Below are 23,474 nucleotides of genomic sequence, written 5' to 3'. Positions count from 1 at the left end.
ATTTTTTCAATTATGCGAATATAAAGCTGGATACACCCATGAGAAACAACCAAAAAAATTATCAAAAACAAAAATATATTTTCAGAAAATCCAGAAAAAGAATTGAGACTTTATTCTCTCAACTTTGCGACCAATTTAAAATCAGAAACAATTACGCAAAATCTTTTAACGGTTTTAAAATAAGGGTATTGAGCAAAATAACAGCATTAACTTTCATTCAGTTTGTCAATGTTTTTCTATTTAACAGGAAAATGAACAATATAAAAATTGCATTGATTTAATAATGCACTACGAGTTAAGAAAATAAAATTTACTAACTATTTTTTCCGCACACGGAATTTACGGAATTTGCGGAAATACCCACCCCTTACCTTCGCTGAAAATTAGTAAACGAAGGTATCATGAAACATAACAACACCCCACAAAACCTACAGCTATTTTTAGCCACGCAAGATCAATTAAGATCAGTAGTATCTGAATGCGTCAAAGAAGCTTTACAGATTTCAGCTTCAACAACTCAATCAGCAAGTGCCTCTTCTGAAATCATTGACACAAAAGAACTTCTTTCACGCTTAGGCCTAAGCGAACCTACTATTATTCGGTACAGACAAAAAGGAACTATTCCCTATCTACGAATAGGGAGCGCCATTAGGTACGACTATCAAAAGGTATTAGAAGCCCTAGAAAAAAGAAAAGGAGGCAAGATATGACCTCTACCTCCAAATCATTTATGCTCTTCTATGCCAAATATACAGAAAAACTTCCGTCTTTTTTCTTAAGCCTTACAAGTTCTAAGGGACGAACAAGATGGCTGTCTGCATGGTTGTGCATAGCCATTACAGAAGCAAATTACAGGCTTTCTTCTACACAAGTTTCACAATGGTATGCAGTAGCTCCAAAATCTTTCAAGAGAGCCTTAACCGTCTTGATAGACAAGCATCCAAACCACAGATTAAGAATTAATGCAAGAAAACTACTTAGTGATCTGGCTTCGGATCGATCAAACCCCAACTAGCCATGATAGATCATATTGTATGTCACACCCAAAGCCCGGGTCTCGCTAAATCTCTATTGGAGAATAATTCGATAGACTTTGGAGCAAAGATTAGTCAGCAAACAGGCGATATATTTAACAATGGTCGTCAGGATGGACAATTCCACAATCTCAAAATACAAATCCATCACAATTACTTTATAAGGTTGGCAGGCAGTCTACATACCTTCTACAATGCTTTAAAAGACCATGTGAACATTCGGGGTATTCCTATGAATCACGACACCTTCACACCGGAGAAACTACAATCTGTTATAGGGTATCTGCATTCAGAATTTGAAATAGATCCTAAAGATGTGTCTATACATCAAATAGAATTTGGGGTAAACCTTGCCAATTTGCCCTTTGCAACCGAAGACATCATTGACCGCCTTATTGTATACAACAAATATCCGTTTGACAGAATGAAAAATATACAAGGCATTGGATATGGAAGAGAAAGTTGCTTAACGCAGTACAGGATAAAAGCCTATGACAAATCCCTGCAGAACGGACTGAAAGATAACATTTTCAGATTCGAGTACTCAGCAAAAAAAATGCAGTCAATTTTTGACAAACAAATTATCTATTTATCAGGCTTATCAGACCATAATATATGGGAGAGATTAGGAGAAAGACTCCTGAAAGCATGGGATGACTGCATATTCATTGATGAGATCGACATTCAAAAACTAAGCAAGTCCGAGCAAATACAAATAAAAGATTTTAAAAATCCTCGTATATGGGAGGGTTACAGTTATAAACAACGGTCTTACCGAAAGAAGCAATTTAATAGACTGATGAGCCAACACGGACAATTACAGATCAAACAACAGATCAGAAACGCTATTAATCACGAGTTAGACAAAATGGCATCTGCATTGAGTTAACTTAGCATGGGACATTCTTACCAATTATATTAAAGGTAAGAACATCCTAATTCTCTAACGTATGTTATTAGACGACATTCATTTGCATGAAATCATTGCAACCCACATTTTCGCATTCCATTTTTCAGCACATGAACCCTTCACATAGTATTGACTACTTGTCCATCAGCTTCTCAGTATGTAATATCGTTACTTATTCAGCAAGTACCTTTTTTCTTAATAAAAACGACTATCTTTACTTAAAGAAGCAAATCGAACAATCTGATTTCAAATATTCCGAAAGGATAGATGCAGATAATGGTGTATATCACATTTACTCATATAAAGACCGAGAAATTACTGCCTACGTATCAAACATAGAAAATGATGTTAATCAATATTATATCTACCTTACAGATTACCAACGTATGGAAGAATCTAATTGCTATAAAACTGACTTTATGATTTTTCAACCGTTTAATTAATTCTACATTATGAAAACAGCATTTATATGGGCTTTAATCTTCAGTTTGATTTTTACTATCGGCTGTACCGCCCAAAATTGTAACAACATCCCCAATTCATTCGAATCCTATTCAGAGGCAAAAAAAGTTATTGAGAACACGAAATTTCAATATACTGACCGTATCGACACCCATGAAAGCTCTTGGATAAGTTCGGCAAGCTATTACAGTTGTGATGGAGAAACAGGTTTTTTTGAGATGATAACAAACAAAGGGAAAAACTATCTTTTCGAAGGGATGCCTTTAGAAGTTTGGAAAGGATTTAAAAATGCCAAATCCAAGGGTACCTACTATAATACACACATTAGAGATAATTATCAATTAAAAATAAATCTATGAACAATATCAAAACTGTACTGATAAAAATCTCTTTGATCCTGTTGGCTTTAACACTCATACTAGCCAAGCATTATAAAGAAAGTAAAAGATTTACAATAGTAAAGTATGAGGGGCGTTATGCCACAGACGTCAATGAGGAATTTGAAAACATACGAAACAAAGAGTTAACACAAGGACAGTATGAAGCATTTGTCTCATCTTTGGGTAATTCCTATATGGTGAATAGCGTGATAAAATCAACAGTTATCACCTACAAGCTTTTTGACTTCAAACAACACGGATTATGGATTAATCTATTCCTTCTAATTTCAATGATAGGAATAATAATATGCTTTGTTCCTACAAACAGGCTATCTCTACTTTTAGTCGTAGTCCCCCTTTTATACATCAGTTATTTTCAAAAGGAAGACGATATTTCAAAGACAAACAACTCTTTAGCGTATTTTAAAAGTCAGGCACAGGACATAGAGTTGAAAATAAATGAATTATCCGACGAAATATCGAACTTAAGATTAGAAATCGATTAGATTAGATATAGATAAAAACATAAAGTATTATTTACCGATCTGATCTGCAAAAGTCATCCAATATCCGCCAATATTTAGAGATCAGTTCATATCCTTCCTCTGTCAAAAAATAGTTATTCGGCCTGCCTTTTTTCCCACTTCCATAAGTAAAGAAAACCTTTTTAGTCACCAGTATTGAAATAATGCGTTTCGTCTGGCTAATATTGCTGTGCAACAGGCTACGGCTTATTTCTGTGGCGGTTATACGTGATTTTCCATACGCATACAGCATCACCTCGACAGCATTCCTGCCAAGAGGCATATATTCTTTCCTGTAGACCGCCATAGCTCGCCTGTGAGCCGTTATTACTTTTGAAAGAGCGTATACATCCATTTTTACACACAAGCTTATATAAGACAATCAACCCCTATTGAACACCCCCAGTCATTTCTATTTTTAACATGGTCTTATACAAACCGGGCGCATCCAAATCAGTTTGAAAAACATATTCGAATATACGCAATTCCACTAACTATATCCGGCTGTGCAAAATGTCGGGGAAACCAACTGATTAAAAATATAGGCACATAAAAGACCCTACCCCTGTAGTAAACTGTTAGCCATACTGTTTATATCCACATTTTAACCCAAAACAGCACCAGTAATACTAAAAACAATGATAAGACATAAAATCGTTAGTATTAAAAAAGAAAGACCCTCTATCAATCAAATAGAGAGTCTAACAGACTTTTGCCGTACTGGCAACACAAAGATAAACCATTTAACTGATATACTATGCAATCAAAAATTGCTACCTTTTTTGCTACCAATTTTTTAAAAAAAAACCCAATCAATTGATATTCAAATGACTGGGTTTATTTTCTGTCGGGGTGGCAGGATTCGAACCTACGACCTCCACATCCCAAATGTGGCGCGATACCGGGCTACGCTACACCCCGAAAAGGTATCACCTTTGTTTTGTGTGGCACAAATATACAATCTTTACCCGTCACCTTCAAGCCCCTCATTAAAACATTAAATTAATCCCTTGATTAGTTGGACAATAATTTAACATTCACAATCATCAAACCCTAAAACCTATCCTCTTTATACAAATATTCAATAAACTAACACAAATCCCCATGTATAATTGTTGTTAATAAGACATAAGAATTGATGGTAAAATTTGGATGCTGTCGATAATTAACCGAAGTTTGAAACATAATAAAATTGAAAGACATGAGATTCAGCATAGGGTGTATAATGCTTGTATTATTTTTTGCAAGTTGTGTGTCCAACAATGAGAACAAAACGGACTCTTCGGATATCCGGATCGTTGATGGAAAAGAACACGTACTTACCAAAGCAGAAAAACTAGAAGACTATATCCTGGCATTGGATTCAAGCGATGTAAACAGCGTAAGCAAGGCCACTGCAAAATTCAAGGAACTTTTCGAAGATAAGGAGGATACCTTGATGAATGATCAAGGCGTTTCCATCATCTTGGACTACTTAGATAAAGTTTCCCTATATGCCAATCGGAATGTATTCGATGATAAAACAAATTATGAATCCTTAGTGGGAATTGAATTTGATGGAGGAAAGAAATCCGTTCCATCGGAATTGGAATCTGTTTATAAAGCCATCAATAGCAACGGCTTCCGTGTAAGGCAATCCGAAGGGATGTTCAGCCTTCAACAAAACCCATTCTACCTTCAGGAACAGTTTTACCCTTATATCTCTTCCAACTTCGAAATCTACCTTCAGCAATTAGGAAAAGAGAATATGGAGGGGTATGCGGAAGATGCGGCCATCGCCATTCCCTACCAATCTCTGGTGCAAAGGGTGATCTGGTGGGAAGATTTCTCAAAAGCAACACAAAACACCGTTGTAGGGCAAGAGGCAAAAGAGCAATACAACAGGTATTTCACTACCCTGACCATTGGTATGGACAACACTCCGGCTATTGAAAGCGAACAGATAGCCGCTTATTTTCAGGATGCCTATAACTACCTGGAAGATTTTGCACCGCAATCGCAGACCTATCAGCGCCTAAAAAATTATATCGCGTTATTGGAATCCGAAAAGATTGATTCAGCAAAAGCATTGGTACCCGGAATCCTGAACGAACAATAATTAGCTATCTCCCAGTCCATGGCTAGATCCCTTTCCCGTCCTCCAAAAACCGTTGACTTGCATGCTGAGGCTTTTATCGGCGATTTAGATAGTTACGAAATCGATGAGCTATTGGCGGAAAGCCTGGATCATTTGAGAGAAATGTTGGATGCCGCCATCTATTGGGGTTATCCCGAGATCAAATTTATCCACGGAAAAGGTAAGGGAATTTTAAAAAAGTTGGTTTATGAAGAATTGCAGTATTATAAAAGTACCGGTTCCATTAGCCATTACCACCCCTCCTATCAAAACAAAGATATTGTTGTCGTGCAGATCGGTGTTTAGGAGTTATTATAACACCTTAACGCGATACACCTGGAAAGGATACTCAACCCTATCCTCACCATTATTCCAGTTCGGAAGCAACTGCATCTGCGCACAGGAGAAATAAAGATATCCATCAGATCCTATACCTAATGAATCCGGCCAGATCAATCTACTATCCTGAACGACCATTTCTAAACTTCCTTCCGGAGTCAATCTTCTGATCGAGTAATCCAAAGAAGTCGTCAGATAAATATTTCCTTCCTTATCAGCTACCAAACCATGGGTAATACCAACTTCCCCCATATCTTTTACTTTACTGACCAGTTCTTTATCTGATAATTCCCTATCCACCAAATATTGTGTTTCTATTCGATAGAGATGATGTGCATTGATAGGTTTAAAATAGAACCATTTATTATCCTTTGTCAATGCAATCCCATTCACATTCGATTTGAAAGGATTGCCCTTCGCATCCCGCATTTCCTTGCCCTGATAAGAAAGAACAACCTTCGGATCTGCCTTCGTAAATCGGCTATTTTTAAGCACGGTCCTTGTCTTGCCTGTTTTTAAATCCAACACCACAATTCCCGTTTGACCCGGATCTGAAAAGTAAGCCATGTGTTTTTCTGTATCCACCCGAACATCATTCAAAGCAGACTTTTCCTTGTCCAAATCTTCAAATACATATTTAGAAACCGAATTCTGATCAGCAAGGTCGATTCCATAAAGGGTGAATTTCCCACCTTCTTTTTCATCTGAACTTCCTTTTCCAAAAATGGAGCTGTTGGAGGCAGGTTTTGAGTCCAGTACCCATAGCACATCTTTTGTATCCACATAAATATCCTGAACATTGATAAAATCAGTTTGTCTCAGGATAGGATCCTCGCCATTTTTAGCCGAAGGAAAAGCAGTGCGCTTACCATTTACGATTTCGGCCAAACCCATGGTATAGGACTCTCTTTTTGGGAAGGAAACAAACACCCGATTATCCGAGCTCACGGAAACACCTATAGGCTGTGATTTATCAAAGGATGAAACTACTTCTAATCTGGGATCCTTTAAATTATTTAAGTCTTTATTCTGGGCAGAGAGAGGATTGTTCATGGCAAAGTAAATTAACATACTCGATGCAAAATATTTGGGAATTTTGAGATAGTCCATCTGAAATTATTATTGAAGATTATACAAGATTTTGTATAATAGAACAAAAACCAGGCGTATTTGTTCAAAAAAAACTGCCTTTATTGGAATTATAAAGGCAGTTTTTCTGACATATAAATTGATTATTTAGCGGGGGTAATCGTGATTTTGCGGAACTCAATTGGTCCATGATCACCTTGGATATAAATCGGTCCAGGTTCGCCTTCCTTGCTATCCAACGCGCCACCCGTAATTCCAGGGATTTCCTGATTACTGATCACCGTTTTTCCATTCGCTACGATGGTCACCAATCTTCCAACCAAGGTAATTTCCATTTTCTGCCATTCATTGGGTCCCAAAGCCACCATCTCATTTGGCGCTAAGAAACCATAAACACCTGCAAAAAACAAGGCTCCAGGATGTCTATCTTTAGGAGAGTCCTCGATCTGAACCTCGTAACGACCTCTTAAGTATAAGCCTGAATTACTGCCTTCTGGATACCTAAACTCCACATCGATCTTAAAATCTTCATATTTCTGCTCGGTGATCAGGTTGGCACCAGCAGCTTCATTGGTCAGGATACCATCCTTTACTACCCATTTATTGTTCTCATTCGATGGTTTCCAATTCGTCAGATCCTTACCATTAAACAGTTCCACTGGAGTTCCCCAAGTAGGTGCATTCGCACGAACAAGATAAGGCGCTTTAACACCTGTAAAGCTATACTTTTCGCCTTTGTTCGAGGTAATGGTACCTTTCAGTCCGCCAGCGGCCAATTCTCCTTCAATAACGAAATCACCTTCACCACCTTCCCATTGTGGAGGAATGGCAAAGGAGAACTTTCCATTGGCCAATTTTATATGTGAGACTGGACGGCTACTGCCACTATCCCCTACCCAGTATCCTACCAAGGTAGAGAAACCGGATAATTTGATTTCAATCCAGGAAGGAACTTGATTTCCACCTTTATCAACGGTCAAATCCCATCTTCCCAACAGGTCTTTGGATTCTTCTGGAATGGTTTGTGAGGCTGGATTATGCACTTCTTCTTCTTTTTTCTCTTGCGCACCAGAATTACATGATGTTAATGTCATTCCTAACATCCCTGTAAATGCTAGTCCATAAGCTAATTGTTTGATCATCTCTTATTTATTGTTTTATTTTATACGATATAATATTGTTCCCAACCTTTTTTAGGTGGTGGCCCCATCAGGAGCGCATTCGCAAATTTATCATTCACGATCTCTTTTTTCTCCCGATCGAATTTAAAGGTCGTGTTTAATCTTTGTGCTATTACACCCAAGCAGAACACTTGGCTTAAAGGCCCAGCAATTTCAAAAGGCGAACGCGTTTTTTCCTGCCCCATACAGGCTTTCAGGAAATTCGCAAAATGGTTGGAAGGCGATTTCGCTACTTCCGGTAATTTTGATGCCATATCTTGCGCCTTTTCCTCCGGAATGATACTCAATGTACTACCATGGGACCCTCCTTTGAACGTTAAATCCTTGGAATATATTATTTTACCAGGATTCAATTTGGCAGGTTCCATTTTTCCGGTACTTGGTGGCGGAATATTGGGATCCAGACCAGAAACACCATACCCATTTGGGATAGGCGGAAGGTTATCCAGACCATCATACCACATGATATCCAAAGCAGGCATGCGCTTACGTTTCGGGAAACTGAATTTTAAAGTAGAAGACATCGGAAAAAAGAAAGAATTATGACCATCCAATTTTATGGCTGAAACTTCCGATGGTAAGCCCAGATCCAAAAACTCATGGGCGGTATCCAAAATATGCGCTCCCCAGTCACCTAAGGCTCCCATTCCAAAATCAAACCAGCATCGCCATTGCCCATTGATAAAATCCTTATTGTAATTATGTCCTAAAGTCTGCATCTGCCACAGATCCCAATCCAATGTACTTGGAATTGGTTCTGCCGTGGGAAAATTCTTCATGTTCACATCCCAGCCATGCCAACGCCTAGGCATGTTCATATGCCCTACAATCTGTGTTACATCCTTAATGATGCCTGCATCCTTCCACGCTTTGAATTGGAAATAGTTGGCTTCTGAATGTCCCTGGTTACCCATTTGGGTCGCCAATTTAGGGTTTTTCTTTGCTTTGGCCATCATCAGTTCCACTTCCTGGAACGTCCTCGCCATTGGTTTTTCTACATATACATGCTTACCCAGATCCAGGGCCATCATGGTAATCGGGAAATGCGAAAAATCGGGCACTCCGACGGATACCGCATCGATCTGACTCCCCATCTTATCAAACATCACGCGGAAATCCTGAAAGCGAGGAACCTCTGGAAATTTCTCTAGAATTGCCTGAGTATGCTTTGCACCCATATCGGTATCACAAAGCGCCACAATATTACAAAGCCCGGTCTTGTGGAATTCCAAAAGAATCTCCGCAGCCCTGTTTCCAATCCCTACAGCCGCTAAATTAACGCGCTCATTGGGTTTGGCCATTAAGATATTGCCGATGCCACTATGGGCCAATGTTACTGCTCCCCCAGCAATTACCGACTTCTTAATAAAACTTCTTCGGGAAAAATGATGGTTCATCATTTGAACGTCTAGGTTTATGTTAATTTTATGATTATATCTTAAAATTAAAAAAAAATCCTAATTTCGGTATCATTTGTTGACATAATCATAAACCTGTTACACATATTCTCATGTTAAATCTAAAAAGACCTCGTAGCCTATTTTTTAGCTCCTGTTTAATTCTTGGATTATCTTCGGTAGGCATTTCCTGCAGTACGACCAAATCTTCAAGTGGCAGCGGCAATTGGAAAGACTTGTTTAATGGCAAAGACCTTAGTGGCTGGAAAACAGCCGGCGGTAATGCCAAATATTTGGTAGAAGATAATAGTATCGTAGGGGTAATGACCAAGAAAACACCAAATTCTTTTTTGGTTACCGATAGGGAATATGGCGATTTTATCCTGGAGTTGGAGGTTAAATTGGAAGGGAATAGTACCAATTCGGGCATTCAGACGCGGAGTCATATCGATCCTAAAGGGAATAATGGCAGAGGAAGGGTTTATGGTCGGCAAGTAGAAATCGATCCTACGGAGCGTGCCTGGACAGGTGGGATTTATGATGAAGGTAGAAGGGAATGGTTATATCCATTGGATCTAAATCCAGTGGCACGGAATGCGTATAAAGCAGAAGAATTCAACCATGTGCGGATTGAAGCCATTGGGAATGAGACGAGGACTTGGATCAATGGAGTTCCGACATCGTATGTAGTGGATAGCTTGGATGCTACTGGATTTATTGCGCTGCAGGTACATAGCATCCCGGATAATTTGGATGGAAAGAAGGTTTATTTTAAGAATATAAAAATCCAGACGGAGAATCTGAAACCCAAGGCTTTTCCGAAAGAGGTTTATATCGTGAATACCAATGCCAATCAATTGAGTAGGGATGAGCAAGCGAATGGGTATAAGCTGTTGTTCAATGGAAAGGATCATGCGGGATGGATAAGTGCGAAAGGAATTAAGTTTCCGGAGAAAGGCTGGAATATCAAGGATGGGATTATTTCGGTTCAGAAATCGGATGGTGGGGAATCTACAAATGGTGGGGATATTATTACGGAAAAGCAGTACAAAGCTTTTGATATGTCCTTTGATTTTAAATTGACACCAGGGGCGAATTCAGGGGTGAAGTATTTTGTGACCTTGAATGAGAAGACTGCTGGATCGAGTATTGGACCGGAATTTCAGATTTTGGATGATGCTTTGCATCCGGATGCAAAATTAGGAAAGAATGGGAATAGGACCTTGGCGTCGTTATATGATCTGATTACTTCGGATCGAAATCCTAGACCTCGTAAACCAATTGGGGTATGGAACAGAGGAAGGATCGTGGTGGAGCCTAATAATAAGGTGACTTATTATTTGAATGGGTTTAAGATGTTGGAGTTTGTGAGGGGATCGGAAGAGTTCAGGAAATTGGTGGCCGGAAGTAAGTATAAGGATTGGGAAAGGTTTGGAGAAGCCGAACAAGGCCATATATTGCTGCAGGATCATGGGGATAATGTTTCTTTTAGAAGCATAAAAATCAAAGAGCTGAAGTAGCGTCATTGCGAGGCACGAAGCAATCTTCCACGTCATTGCGAGGCACGAAGCAATCCTCCACGTCATTGCGAGGCACGAAGCAATCTTTGAACTTGTCATGCTGAGCGTAGTCGAAGCATCTGTTCGTGCACTAGCGTAGAGATCCTTCGGCTTCGCTCAGGATGACAAAAAGAAACGCCTAGGATGACAAACAGTACCGAATAGAGCGACAAAAAATACCATTCAATAAAACAAAAAAAGGCACGACGAAAGATTGCTTCGTCGTGCCTCCTCGGAATGACGGGATTCCCTACTACCCCTCTTCTTCCACCTTCAACCCAATCACCGCTCTAATACCATCCACAGCAGCCTTAAACTTCTCCAATTCCGCTGTTTGCTGATTGATAAAACTATTATCCTCCAATCTTCCCACTACCTCATTCATCTCTTCTTCATTCTCATAAACCATCAGCCTAAACGGATTACTATAATCCTTGCTCCTCGATTTATAGATCTCCTCACAGATCCAAGTCTTGGTCTCCAGAGCCTCATCCAACACATCCTCCCAAAAACCACGATCCCATTTGGAAGCAGAAATAGCAGTCACCTCCTCCAAGGAAGCTACCGCATGGATCAACTTATCCCTTAAATAATCCGCACTGATTTCATGGTACCGATGATGGATATCCGTCCAGGAGTCAAGTCTCTCCTCCTTAATATCCCCCAACAACGTATCCAATTTCGAAACCGGCATCAACTGCGAACCAATATTCTCAAATTCCTCCCGCTTAACCTCAAGATCCGAAATCGAGGCACAGAAAGCTTCAAAATATTCCGGCTCAACCTGATCCAAGATCTGACAAACCGCATAATATCGAATCAACTTCCTGAACAATTTATAAGACTCCCTTGGCTTCATCAAAACCACCTTCCGCTTCGAAAATTCCGCATTCTGCAGCGTGATCTCCACCTTAGAATCGCCTTCCCCTTCTAACCAAGATATCGCATCCGTAGAGTTAATCGAATGCCCTACGGCAATCTCGATCTCTTTTAAGGAAGTAAAAAGCTCATTCACCGTATCCGGTGCTAAAATATCATATTCAAAATACTGGTTCTTAAAACTCCGTTTATCCCTGTTTATGAACTTATTGGTATTGCGCATTAAGGCATACATGTTATACATGAACCAGTAACCTGGTATAATCACCAACCGATCATTTGCCGTATCATTACTGATCAACGAAAAAGGAATCTTGATATCCAGTTCATGCAAGAAATCACCCTTTACAATTAAAGTATAGGATGCAAACCTGGAGTTATGCTTCAGACTGACACATAAGCCCGGCCAGAATCCTCTACCTGCAATGATCTCTCCATCTGCGCCACGTGAATTATGGTTGGAACCAACCGTAGCTCCAGCAGCCATATTGCTCTGTCCTTTGATCAATGCCGCACATAGAAAAGAATTGTTATGATGCTGCTCATGCGCCGGAAAGATCAAGGAATTCAATACCTCACAACAGGATATGGTCGAATTATCCCCCAAAAAAGAGTTGATCAAACGCGCGCCATATTTCAATTGCGAATAAGAAGATAATATAAACCTCACCGCCTTAACACCGTAAAACACCCGGCATCCATAACCGATGATCCCATTCACCAACTCACATCCTTCACCGATCTGCGTGTAGGCCTCAGCAGTAGAATTTACGGTTAGATTCTTAAGCTTACTAATCCCCTTGATATAGGCATCAGATCCGATCTTCACATTTTTGATGGTATGCGAATTCTTGATGACCGTACGATCCCCAATTTCACTATAATATCCCCTAGCCGTGTCAAAACCGTTATTCGTGGTATCCCAAAAACGCTGCTGCAATTTCTTATCCTGTCTGTTTCTGGTCCAGAGGTAAACATCGGCCGCCTGCATGCCATCAAATGGCAATACCGATCGGCCACCATTCTCATTGCACAGTTCCAGATAGATCCGGCTGTAATCCTGATCCCCCTCCTTCAAGATCCCATTCCCAAACTTCGCGTTGGAACTGGTCTCCATTTCATTCACATTCAACAGGATCACTTCATTGCCCACGATATAATGTGCAATGTAGCGCACCTGATGCAGGGCAACACAGTCACCGATATCACAACTGATCACTTGGGAATTATAGATCCCAACAGCTAAACGGATATCCCTGTATTCCAGATAGACCTCCTCCATATCACCGATACGGACCAAGCCATAGAATTTGGATCTTTTGATCTGGCGCGGAAGAAACTTATCCGTCACCAGTACATCATTCCAATTGGTAGATTCATTACTATTGGACTCCAAGATCTGGATCTCTTCCTCCGTTAGGTTCCGATATTGTTTTTCGTTTTTCTGTTGTTTAAATCGTAGATAATATTCATCTTTTCCTTCAGGCAGATAAGCCTGCGGAATAAAGTCGTATCCAATACGGCTTAATGGAATTTTATTGATGTACCCCATAAACCTCCTACTCTACTGTAACCGATTTCGCTAGATTTCTTGGTTTATCAACATCCAAACCACGATAAACACCGATATAATAAGAAAGCAACTGTAAAGGAACCACGGTCAATAATGGGGCGATCACCTCATCAACAACAGGTACGAACATTACATCATCCGAGATGCTCGGGGTAATCTCATCGCCTTCAGAAACCACGGAAATAACCTTTCCCTTACGCGCTTTGATTTCTTGGATATTGCTGACGATTTTTTCATGATAAGCATCCTTACTCGCAATAAACACCACCGGAAGTTGATCATCGACCAATGCGATTGGACCATGTTTCATTTCCGCAGCTGGGTATCCTTCTGCATGGATGTAGGAAATTTCCTTCAATTTTAATGCACCTTCCAAGGCAGTAGGGAAATTATAGCCTCTACCTAAATAAAGCACATCATGCGCATCTTTATATTTAAAAGCGATCGCTTTGATATTATCCACTTCATTATCCAATACCCATTGCACTTTCTCCGGAATATTGTTCAATTCCTGCGATAGTTCGGTAAAGCGTTCTGCAGATATGGTACCTTTTTCTTTGGCAACTTTTAATGCCAACAGCATTAATACAGCCAATTGCGCAGTATATGCCTTGGTACTCGCCACCCCGATCTCCGGTCCAGCATGGGTATAACAACCTGCATGGGAAATCCGCGCAATGGAAGAACCTACCACATTCACAATACCAAAAATGGTCGCTCCCTGCTGTTTTGCTCTTTCCAAAGCGACCAGGGTATCTGCAGTCTCCCCACTTTGGGAAATAGCAATAATCACATCATCCGCATCAACAATAGGGTTTCTATAACGGAATTCAGATGCATATTCCACTTCCACATTGATCCGGCACAGCTCCTCGATCACATATTCTGCAACCAGACCTGCATGCCAGCTTGTTCCACAAGCAACAATAATGATCCTACGAGCCGCCATTAATTTATCTTTGATCGCATCGATACCACTTAGAATAATACGGTCCTCGTTCAATACCAAACGTCCTCTTAGCGAATCCGCAATGGTGATCGGTTGTTCGAAGATTTCCTTCAACATGAAATGGTCGAAACCACCCTTCTCGATCGCTGCCAATTCAAGGTCTAATTTCTGAACAAAAGGCGTGATGATCTCGTTACCGAGATTCTTCAGAATCAATTCGTCAGGCTTAACAATCGCCAATTCATAATCATTGATATAGACTACTTCCTTGGTATATGCCAACATCGGCGAAGCATCAGAACCTAAGAAATGCTCATTCTGACCAATACCGATCACTAATGGACTTCCCTTTCTCGCTGCAATGATCGTATCAGGTTGATCCGCCGCAATCAAAAGGATTACATAAGCTCCTGTCACGCGTTTTAAGGCTATACGGATAGCCTCTTCCAAGCTACAATCATTGTTCTCTTTAATGTCTTCAATAAAATTCAACAAAACCTCCGAATCCGTATCCGAATGGAACTCATAGCCGTCTTTTAGCAATTCGTTCTTAATCTGGGCATAATTCTCAATGATACCATTGTGGATCATGGCCAATTTTCCAGATTTGGAATAATGGGGATGTGCGTTACGGTCTGAAGGCTCGCCGTGGGTTGCCCAACGGGTATGACCAATTCCTGTGGTGCCAGCCGTGGATTGATCGCCTACAAATTCTTCCAAAGCTGCAACTTTACCAGCCTTTTTATACACCTGCAATTTATCGCCTTGTTGAAGTGCAACACCGGCACTGTCATAACCACGATATTCTAATTTCTTTAAGCCATCAATAACGATTGGATAGGCTTGTCGCGTTCCGGTATAACCGACGATTCCACACATATTTGATTATTTTAATTTAAGTTTCGTGTTAAATACGCGCCAAATATAAATATTTTCCGCGCAATCGATTGCACGTTTAATAAAAACAAAAACCGAACTAGGTTCGGTTCTGTGAAAAAATATTTTATTTGTCGAGTTCAAATTTATAACCCACTCCTTTAACAGTGGTTACATAGGTATCGCCTATTTTTTCTCGGAGTTTTCGGATATGCACATCGATCGTACGATTTGTAACAACCACCGAATCCTCCCAGATGGCTTTTAGTATCTGCTCTCTTGAAAAAACCTTATTTGGTTTAGATGCCAAAAGATATAATAATTCAAATTCTTTCTTCGCCAATACAAACTTTTCTTCGCCACGGTAAACCAAGAAGGAATCCCTATCAATAACCAGATCGGAAATCTCCAATTTATCGGTTGTTGAATCATCAATGTTATCTGCAGCATTTCTACGTAAGATCGCATTGATACGGCTCATCAAAGCGCGTGGTTTAATCGGCTTGGCAATATAATCATCCGCCCCAACATGAAATCCCGCAATTTCCGAATACTCCTCGCTCCTAGCGGTCAAGAATACCATAAAGGTCTGCTTGAACTCTGGAAGAGCCCTTAATAAACGGCATGTTTCGATACCATCCATCTCAGGCATCATCACATCTAAAATAATTAAATCGGGGTTGGATTCTTTAGCTACTTTTAAAGCCACTTTTCCATTTGGTGCGATAAATACCTGGTAACCTTCTTTAGTTAAATTGTAGGAAATTAATTCAACTATATCTGCCTCATCATCAACAACCAGTATCTTTTGCTTATTAGCCATATTCTGAATATTTTTTGCTAAGATATGTACTTAATCATAAAATAAAGTTAACCAAATATTACCAAATTGTTAAGTGGTAAAAAATACTTAACAATGGCTTTTTCTTAATTTAAATATTTAGTTAAGAAATCTTCCAATGATTTGCCTCTTAAATTCTTGGCTATGATCTTTCCTTCGGTATCCAAAATATACGATGCTGGTATCCCTTTAATGGAATAATCGATAATCAAAGGCGAACTCCAGGCCTTCAGATCGGAGATATTTGTCCATGTTAACTGATCATCTGAAATGGCGCGCATCCAGGATCCCGGGTTATCATCCAAGGAAACCCCAAGGATAGTAAAATTCTTATCCTTTAATTTTGCATAAAGGTTGACCAGGTTAGGGTTTTCTTCCCGGCATGGCATACACCAGGATGCCCAAAAATCCACAAGTACAACTTTACCTTTATAATCAGAAAGCTTCACTGTTTTATTATCAGGTGTATAACCCGTGATTTCAGGTGCTTTTTGCCCAACCGCCAATTTCCTCAATTTATCCACTTCGGCACGGAATTCATTCACATACCTGTTCTCCACAAACAGATCCTTGATCTGGTCGGTATAGGTGATCAATTCACTTTCCGACATTTCAGGATCTAATGTGGTCATGGCATAGAAACCGGCCAGATCCTTGTTCTTATTCGCAAAGTCAACCGCCTTAGCCGTGTAATCCTTGAAATAAGGCTCAAATTTCATCAGCATTTCAGCACGGAGATTCTGCACTTCATTACTTCCCATTTCGGCAGTAGCCTTGGTGAAAACCTGCTGCAGCGAGTCCCGCACAAAATCGATCCTCGATTTCAATGGCGCAAATTCCTTTAATTTCTGGGTAAGATCAGATCCTTGAACATCATAGGTCTCCGGTTGTTGCAGATCTACCACAAACTTTAGTTCCTTCCCTGGTTCCAGGATAATGGGATACCTATTGTTCCCTACCTGCAAGGTCAATAAGCGTTCTTGCGTGGCTGGTCTTTCAAATTTAAATCGATTTCCATCTGCTATAAAGGTGGAATCCAATTTCCGGTCGCCCTCAAAGAAGTTCACTACTTTTACATTACCCGGATTATTGATCTCTCCGGTTACCAGAATGGTATCTTTATTGGAACATGCGGAAAGCCCCAACAGCAAGCTGCTGAATATTCCCACATGTTTTACAAATTTATTCATCTTGTTTATTTTACGAATTCCCTTGCTTTTGCAATGGCCTTTTCCAATCCTTTGGCATCTTTACCGCCGGCAGTGGCAAAGAATGGCTGACCACCACCTCCACCTTGGATCTCTTTCGCTAACTCGCGAACGATATTTCCGGCATGGTATCCCTTTTCTTTGGCCAAACCATCAGAGATCATCACCGTTAAGCTTGGTTTTCCATCAAAATCAGCACCCAATACCAAAAATAAGTTATCAACGGCACCTTTTAAGGTGTATGCCAATGTTTTTACCGCATCGGCATGCGGCAATTCCACTACGGTAGCCAAATAATTCACCCCATCAATCTGCTCTAATTTGGATTTCAGATCATTCATCAATCCTTGGGATTTCTCCTTGATGTAATTTTCGATCTCTTTCTTCAAGGAATGATTTTCATCGATCACTTTGCTTAAAGCCGAAACAAAATCTTTTGGATTGTTCAATAATTCCTTGAAATTACCCATCAATTCAAAATATTCACGGATTACCTGAGCCGCTTTGGTACCGGTAATAGCCTCGATCCGTCTTACCCCTGCTGCAACAGCCGATTCCGACATGATCTTAAAGAAACCGATCTCTCCCGTTCCTTTTACATGCGTACCACCACAAAGTTCTTTGGAATATGCATCATCAAACGTAATCACACGTACATGATCACCATATTTCTCACCGAACAATGCAGTAACTCCCGATTCTATCGCTTTCTGATACGGCACATTGCGTTCCTCTTTCAACAGGATATTCTCTCTGATCTTCGCATTTACGATATCTTCGATCTGTTTGATCTCCTCATAGCTCAATTTGAAGAAATGGGAAAAGTCAAAACGCAGCACATCCGGGGATACCAAAGATCCCTTTTGGTTGACATGCTCGCCCAATACCTGCTTCAGTGCCGCATGCATCAAGTGGGTTGCCGAGTGATTCGCTTCCGTATCTTTCCTTTTTGCCACATTCACTACAGCTTCAAAACCACCTTCCAAACTGGTCGGCAATTGATCCATATAATGAATGAACAGGCCATTCTCTTTTTTCGTATCCACGATCGCTACTTTCTCGTTAGATTCAAGTGAGCGTAAATAACCTGTATCGCCTACCTGACCACCACCTTCTGCATAAAAAGGTGTTTCGGCAAGCACTAACTGATATTGTTCTTTTCCTTTGGCAGATACTTTACGGTATTTCAGGATCTCTGTTTGGCTTGTCAATTGATCATAGCCCACAAATTCACTTTCCTGATCTTCATTTACCAGTACCCAATCGCCCGTATCAATGGCCGTAGCCGCACGAGAGCGTTCTTTTTGGGCAGTCAATGCCTTTTGAAAACCGTCCATATCTACCGAAAGTCCTTTTTCTCTTGCCAATAGCTCGGTCAAGTCGATCGGAAATCCGAAGGTATCAAACAGCTCGAAAGCAAAGTTGCCATCAATATTTGAATTGGTTTCAATATAATTTTCAAATCGTTGTATACCTGCGGTCAAGGTACGCAAGAAAGATACTTCTTCTTCCAATACGACCTTTTCAACAAAATCCTGCTGTTGGTATAGTTCATCAAACACCCCTTTGAACTGCTGCGCCAAAACGGGCACCAACTCATGGATAAACGGTGTTTTGAAATTCAGGAAGGTATAGGCATAGCGAACGGCTCTTCTCAATATCCTACGGATTACATAACCTGCCTTATTGTTGGATGGCAATTGTCCATCTGCAATGGCAAAGCTCACCGCACGGATATGGTCGGATAATACGCGCATCGCGATATCCGTTTTTTCATCTGCTCCATAAACAATCCCTGATTTCTCCGCGATAAACTGGATCAATGGTTGGAACACATCCGTATCATAGTTGGAAGATTTTCCTTGGATACAACGAACCAAGCGCTCGAAACCCATCCCTGTATCTACATGTTTCGCTGGCAATTGCACCAACGAACCATCTTTCAACCTGTTGAACTGCATGAATACCAAGTTCCAGATTTCGATCACCTGCGGATCATCCGCATTCACCAATTGCTGACCAGCAACAACTGCGCGTTCCGAATCCGGACGCATATCGTAATGGATCTCGGAACATGGACCACATGGCCCCATGTCACCCATCTCCCAGAAATTATCTTTTTTGTTTCCAAGAAGGATGCGATCTTCTGCAATCAGTTCCTTCCAGAAATCATAAGCCTCCATATCCCGCTCCAAACCTTCAGCAGCATCGCCCTCAAAAATCGTCACGTATAGACGGTCCTTATCCAGTTTGAATACTTCGGTCAACAGTTCCCAAGCCCAAGCAATTGCCTCTTTCTTGAAGTAATCGCCAAAGGACCAATTCCCTAGCATTTCAAACAAGGTATGGTGGTAGGTATCTATCCCCACCTCTTCCAAATCGTTATGCTTTCCAGATACACGAAGACAACGTTGCGTATCGGCCACACGTGGGTATTTAATGGCGGCCTCCCCTAAAAACAAATCCTTGAACTGGTTCATGCCCGCGTTCGTGAACATTAAGGTGGGGTCGTTTTTTACCACTACTGGTGCCGATGGAACAATCTGATGTCCTTTACTCTTGAAATAATCTAAAAAAGCCTGACGAATTTCTCTACTTGTCATTGGTGATGATATATGAATTTTAACGCAAAACTACTAAAAATAGGGATAATTTTAGTAAATTTAAACACTGAAAAACATAGACTCGAAATACATGAAGATGACCATTATCGTTCCAACGGACTTCTCCAGCAATGCAAAATACGCTGCAGAATACGCTTGCGAACTGGCGGAATCCAAAGATTACGGCATACATTTATTACATAGCTACACCACTTCTTCGGTATTGGATGAAGGAGCGGAAGAACCGAATGATCCGACGCTCAAAGCAGATGAATCTATCCAGGAATTGAAGGATGAATTACTGCAGCGACACCCTGGTCTTTCCATTACCTTTGAATGCTCCCGCAGCCTGATCATCGATAAGCTGACCGAATTATCCAGCAACAACAACTATGGCATGATCATCATGGGTGCATCCGGCGAAAGCCAGCATAAACCGATCTACTATGGAAGTACCACCCTTGCGGTGGCTGCCAAATCTGAAATCCCGGTTTTGGTTATTCCTAATAAACCTACCCAACTGGACAATACACATGTGGCTTTATTGACCAATTTCAAACCTGAGGAATTGGACACTTTAAAAGCCTACATGAAATGGATTGCCAATGTGGATGAACTAACCTTGATCCATGTATTCAAGGATAGCAACAAGAAACAGAATGTGGATGATACCTTGAATTCTTGGGCGTTCAACATCCGTGAAATGGTGGGTATTGGTCAAGTGAACAGTATTTCTGAACAGGTTCATAGCGATGATGAATCCTTGGATACCGTGCCAGAAGTGGTGAACAACCTCATCGACCAGGTCAACCCAAGCATCATCCTGGTTACTCCAAGCCGAAAAACATTCTTTGAACGTTTGTTCAAGTCTTCGGTTTCCAAGGCCATCGCACTGGAATTGAACAAACCTGCATTTTTTGAAAAAGTTTAAAACATTATAAACAATAGCTCATGGGCAAATTCCTAATACCTATTGATTTCTCTGAATATTCCAATACAGCGTTGAACTACGCTTGCGAATTGGCCAAGGATGCTGGACATAGCATCGACCTTATTCACGTTTTCTCGCAGCATTCCAACAGCTACGCCAATGTGACCGGAGAGTCTCCTCTAATTGACCCTCGTGTTCCAGAGGCCAAACAAAACATGGAAGACCTGTTGAACGAATACCGGACTAAATTCCCTGGGCTTAGCATCGAAGGATTGTTTAAAGAAGGGAATCTTTATGATGAGATCAAAGCGGTAACCAATGCAACGGCTTATGAAGCAGTGGTTATGGGCACACAAGGTTCTTCTGGATTAGAAGCTGTTTTTATCGGCAGTAATACCTACGATACGATCATGAATACCACAACACCAGTTTTGGCCATTCCTGATTCTGCAAAAACCTATAAGAAAAACAAGATCGCCTTGCTTTGTAATTTCAAAGAGGCGGAATTAACAGCTTTAGCGCAGGCCATTCCCTTGTTCAAGGTAGATTATCAATTGATCTTGATCCATGTGAATGCTTCCGATAGAGCCATCAAGGATATCGATGCTGATTTCAAAAACTGGATCAACCGTATCGAATCGGAACTGCAAATCCATGATATTTCCTACATCATCAAACCACAGACCTTGTTCATGGGCAAGAAGGAAAGTGTTGCACAGGGCATCACATCCGTCCTAATTGATGAGCAAGTGGATATTTTATTGCTTACAAAAAGTAAAAAGAGTGTTTTCCGCCAGTGGACGGAGGGTAATGTCATTAAGAAACTGGCATTTAACATCCAAATCCCTACTTTCTTCGCTAGAGTTCTTATAGCAAAATAACTACAAAAATTTTCTCGAGTAAATAATTGTTGCCAGGATACAAACATTTTGGCAACAATTTTGTCATGTATGGCAAAATGCATAAAACATATATGAAAACACTTTACTTTAAAAAAGCTAGCATGCTTGCAGTAGCGGGTCTACTTGCAACTTCAGCATTCGCTCAAAACACCACTACAGTAGATGGAACGACGATCTTAGGTCCTTCAACAGAATACAGAACCTGGTCTATCGGAATCAATGCTGGTGTGTTGAACCAATCTAACATCTTCGGATTCAACAGAGATGGTTTCGATAAATTGAAGCACAATGTTGGATACAGAGCATACATCAAAAAACAAATCTCCCCATCTTTCGGATTGAAAGCACAATACCTAGGTGGTAAAGTAGCTGGTGTAAATGAAAATGCAACAGGTACGATGGTTTCTGAATTTGAAACTAAACTTCCTTGGTCTGTTGCGCTATCTGGTGAATTCACTGCAGCGAACACGAACTGGAGATTCTTCAACAGCATCATCAAGCCTTATATGGCAGTTGGTTTAGGTGCGATGAACTTCGAAACAACTACAACAACAGCTGATGGAACTGCTGCAACTGCAGAATCTCAAACTAAACTATACGTACCAGTTGATGCTGGTTTCAAATTCGCAGTAGCTAAAGGAATCAACATCGATTTAGGATACCAATTGAACTGGGCTAACCAGGATTTCGATGGTAAAGCGGGTGGTCAATACAAAAACGACCTATTCTCTTATGCTCACGCAGGTTTAGAGATCGCTTTGGGTGATGGTAGCAAACCTTACTTAGGAAACAGCAACCCAGTAGCGACAATCAAAGCTAACTATGACGAATTGAAAGCAGAACGTGATGCATTGATGGCTGCTAACGAACAATTGAAATCTGAAATCTCTACAATCAATAACGATTTGAAAGATGATGATGGTGATGGTGTTGCGAATAAATTCGACAAATGTCCGAACACACCTGCTGGAACTAAAGTAGATGGTTCAGGATGTCCACTTCCAGAAATGAAAAACGAAACTAAAGTAGTAGAGAAAATCGTTGTTACGGAAGAAGATAAAAAAGTAGTAGATGAGGCGATCAAAAACCTAGAATTCGATTTAGGTAAAGCGACTATCCGTCCTACTTCTTACGCATCATTGAATAGAGTTGCTGCTTTATTGATCGAGAAAAACTTCAGCTTGAAACTTGCTGGTCACACAGACAACACAGGTTCTATGCAAACAAATTTACGTTTGTCTAAAGAGCGTGCTGAATCAGTAAAAGCGTATTTAGTATCTAAAGGTGCTAACGCTTCCCGCATCGAAGCTACAGGTTACGGTCCTAACCAACCTATCGCTACCAATGCAACTGCAGAAGGTCGTCAACAAAACAGACGTGTAGAATTTACTTTATACTAGTAGATACTATTAAAATAAATTAGGAAGAAGGTGTCTAAAAAGGCACCTTCTTCTGTTTTATAGCTTTCTGGAGCTCCATTATAATTTCATGAGCAATATTAGGCTGCAAGTCGATGTTTTGTACTTTTCAGCATGTTGATGGCTTGATTTATCGCAAATAGGGAGTTTTTGCCACCTGGTTTACCGATAAAAGCTTTGTCTTTCCACTTTTTTGCCCATTTTCTGAGGTTATGGGCAATGGCCATCAAACCGAATTCCACAGCGACTTTATCCAGTCCTTTCATTGTGAACCGGGTAAACCTGTTGTTGCTTTTCATCTGA

The 23,474-nt window shown here is 40.5% G+C and carries 21 protein-coding genes and 1 tRNA gene; 11 read left to right on the top strand and 11 right to left on the bottom strand.

Annotation, left to right across the window (positions count from 1 at the left end; translation table 11 throughout):
• The 5 genes from CRJ00_RS13530 to CRJ00_RS13505 all read left to right on the top strand — a co-directional run.
• Positions 1 to 281 (top strand): transposase (locus tag CRJ00_RS13530; protein ID WP_144038159.1); only part of this gene is annotated, 281 nt, incomplete at its 5' end.
• Positions 282 to 401: 120 nt separating this feature from the next.
• Positions 402 to 710 carry a helix-turn-helix transcriptional regulator gene (locus tag CRJ00_RS13525; RefSeq protein ID WP_099367305.1) on the top strand — a complete coding sequence of 103 codons (309 nt, stop codon included), beginning with the start codon at positions 402 to 404 and terminating at the stop codon, positions 708 to 710.
• Positions 711 to 1,017: 307 nt separating this feature from the next.
• Positions 1,018 to 1,923, top strand: coding sequence for a hypothetical protein (locus tag CRJ00_RS13520; RefSeq protein WP_099367304.1), 906 nt, complete (start codon positions 1,018 to 1,020; stop codon positions 1,921 to 1,923).
• Positions 1,924 to 2,396: 473 nt separating this feature from the next.
• Positions 2,397 to 2,765 (top strand): KTSC domain-containing protein, encoded by a 369-nt coding sequence (locus tag CRJ00_RS13510; protein ID WP_099367302.1) that lies wholly within the window; start codon positions 2,397 to 2,399, stop codon positions 2,763 to 2,765.
• Positions 2,762 to 3,292, top strand: a complete 531-nt coding sequence (locus CRJ00_RS13505; protein WP_099367301.1) for a hypothetical protein — start codon at positions 2,762 to 2,764, stop codon at positions 3,290 to 3,292. The genes CRJ00_RS13510 and CRJ00_RS13505 overlap by 4 nt, the downstream gene beginning before the upstream one ends.
• 31 nt (positions 3,293 to 3,323) lie before the next feature.
• Here the strand turns inward: CRJ00_RS13505 and CRJ00_RS13500 are convergent, their stop codons facing one another.
• Entirely contained in the window at positions 3,324 to 3,617 is a 294-nt protein-coding gene (locus CRJ00_RS13500; protein WP_144038158.1) for a hypothetical protein, read from the bottom strand.
• A gap of 540 nt (positions 3,618 to 4,157) precedes the next feature.
• A tRNA-Pro gene (locus CRJ00_RS13495) sits at positions 4,158 to 4,231 on the bottom strand.
• 304 nt (positions 4,232 to 4,535) lie between these two features.
• Here CRJ00_RS13495 and CRJ00_RS13490 point away from each other — a divergent pair.
• Both CRJ00_RS13490 and CRJ00_RS13485 read left to right on the top strand, forming a co-directional pair.
• Positions 4,536 to 5,408 carry a hypothetical protein gene (locus CRJ00_RS13490; RefSeq protein ID WP_099367299.1) on the top strand — a complete coding sequence of 291 codons (873 nt, stop codon included), beginning with the start codon at positions 4,536 to 4,538 and terminating at the stop codon, positions 5,406 to 5,408.
• Positions 5,409 to 5,426: 18 nt separating this feature from the next.
• The gene (locus CRJ00_RS13485; protein WP_099367298.1) at positions 5,427 to 5,732 is read left to right on the top strand and encodes a Smr/MutS family protein; all 306 of its coding nucleotides are present in this window, start codon (positions 5,427 to 5,429) and stop codon (positions 5,730 to 5,732) included.
• 6 nt (positions 5,733 to 5,738) lie between these two features.
• On the opposite strand, the gene CRJ00_RS13480 is transcribed toward CRJ00_RS13485, so the two are convergent.
• The 3 genes from CRJ00_RS13480 to CRJ00_RS13470 all read right to left on the bottom strand — a co-directional run bounded on the left by CRJ00_RS13480 (position 5,739) and on the right by CRJ00_RS13470 (position 9,435).
• A complete protein-coding gene (locus CRJ00_RS13480; protein ID WP_180268493.1) occupies positions 5,739 to 6,818 on the bottom strand; it encodes an SMP-30/gluconolactonase/LRE family protein in 1,080 nt (359 codons plus the stop codon).
• A 179-nt stretch (positions 6,819 to 6,997) separates the two neighbouring features.
• Positions 6,998 to 7,996: a 3-keto-disaccharide hydrolase gene (locus tag CRJ00_RS13475; protein ID WP_099367296.1), complete on the bottom strand. Its 999-nt coding sequence runs from the start codon at positions 7,994 to 7,996 to the stop codon at positions 6,998 to 7,000.
• A 20-nt stretch (positions 7,997 to 8,016) separates the two neighbouring features.
• The gene (locus CRJ00_RS13470; RefSeq protein WP_099367295.1) at positions 8,017 to 9,435 is read right to left on the bottom strand and encodes a Gfo/Idh/MocA family oxidoreductase; all 1,419 of its coding nucleotides are present in this window, start codon (positions 9,433 to 9,435) and stop codon (positions 8,017 to 8,019) included.
• Positions 9,436 to 9,545: 110 nt separating this feature from the next.
• Between CRJ00_RS13470 and CRJ00_RS13465 the strand changes: the two genes are divergently transcribed.
• Complete coding sequence (locus CRJ00_RS13465) at positions 9,546 to 10,952, top strand: 3-keto-disaccharide hydrolase (protein ID WP_099367294.1); 1,407 nt, start codon at positions 9,546 to 9,548, stop codon at positions 10,950 to 10,952.
• A 292-nt stretch (positions 10,953 to 11,244) separates the two neighbouring features.
• Here the strand turns inward: CRJ00_RS13465 and CRJ00_RS13460 are convergent, their stop codons facing one another.
• The 5 genes from CRJ00_RS13460 to alaS form a co-directional block, all read right to left on the bottom strand.
• Positions 11,245 to 13,422, bottom strand: coding sequence for a DUF4954 family protein (locus CRJ00_RS13460; protein WP_099367293.1), 2,178 nt, complete (start codon positions 13,420 to 13,422; stop codon positions 11,245 to 11,247).
• A gap of 7 nt (positions 13,423 to 13,429) precedes the next feature.
• Positions 13,430 to 15,271 carry a glutamine--fructose-6-phosphate transaminase (isomerizing) gene (glmS, locus tag CRJ00_RS13455; protein ID WP_099367292.1) on the bottom strand — a complete coding sequence of 614 codons (1,842 nt, stop codon included), beginning with the start codon at positions 15,269 to 15,271 and terminating at the stop codon, positions 13,430 to 13,432.
• Between the two features lie 124 nt (positions 15,272 to 15,395).
• Complete coding sequence (locus CRJ00_RS13450) at positions 15,396 to 16,091, bottom strand: response regulator transcription factor (protein WP_099367291.1); 696 nt, start codon at positions 16,089 to 16,091, stop codon at positions 15,396 to 15,398.
• A 104-nt stretch (positions 16,092 to 16,195) separates the two neighbouring features.
• Positions 16,196 to 17,299 carry a TlpA disulfide reductase family protein gene (locus tag CRJ00_RS13445; RefSeq protein WP_099367290.1) on the bottom strand — a complete coding sequence of 368 codons (1,104 nt, stop codon included), beginning with the start codon at positions 17,297 to 17,299 and terminating at the stop codon, positions 16,196 to 16,198.
• 5 nt (positions 17,300 to 17,304) lie between these two features.
• Positions 17,305 to 19,920 (bottom strand): alanine--tRNA ligase, encoded by a 2,616-nt coding sequence (gene alaS, locus CRJ00_RS13440; protein ID WP_099367289.1) that lies wholly within the window; start codon positions 19,918 to 19,920, stop codon positions 17,305 to 17,307.
• Between the two features lie 91 nt (positions 19,921 to 20,011).
• On the opposite strand from alaS, the gene CRJ00_RS13435 reads away from it, so the two are divergent.
• The 3 genes from CRJ00_RS13435 (at position 20,012) to CRJ00_RS13425 (ending at position 23,153) form a co-directional block, all read left to right on the top strand.
• The gene (locus tag CRJ00_RS13435; protein WP_099367288.1) at positions 20,012 to 20,851 is read left to right on the top strand and encodes a universal stress protein; all 840 of its coding nucleotides are present in this window, start codon (positions 20,012 to 20,014) and stop codon (positions 20,849 to 20,851) included.
• Between the two features lie 20 nt (positions 20,852 to 20,871).
• Positions 20,872 to 21,732 carry a universal stress protein gene (locus CRJ00_RS13430; protein WP_099367287.1) on the top strand — a complete coding sequence of 287 codons (861 nt, stop codon included), beginning with the start codon at positions 20,872 to 20,874 and terminating at the stop codon, positions 21,730 to 21,732.
• 92 nt (positions 21,733 to 21,824) lie between these two features.
• Positions 21,825 to 23,153: an OmpA family protein gene (locus CRJ00_RS13425; protein WP_099367306.1), complete on the top strand. Its 1,329-nt coding sequence runs from the start codon at positions 21,825 to 21,827 to the stop codon at positions 23,151 to 23,153.
• A gap of 98 nt (positions 23,154 to 23,251) precedes the next feature.
• Here the strand turns inward: CRJ00_RS13425 and CRJ00_RS19385 are convergent.
• Positions 23,252 to 23,474: transposase (locus CRJ00_RS19385; protein ID WP_218962196.1), on the bottom strand; the 223-nt coding region annotated here is incomplete at its 5' end.

This window comes from Sphingobacterium sp. 1.A.4, assembly GCF_002734245.1.
Lineage (GTDB): Bacteria > Bacteroidota > Bacteroidia > Sphingobacteriales > Sphingobacteriaceae > Sphingobacterium > Sphingobacterium tenebrionis.
Note: the sequence above shows the minus strand (reverse complement) of the source record. Positions and strands in the feature narration are given on the sequence as shown.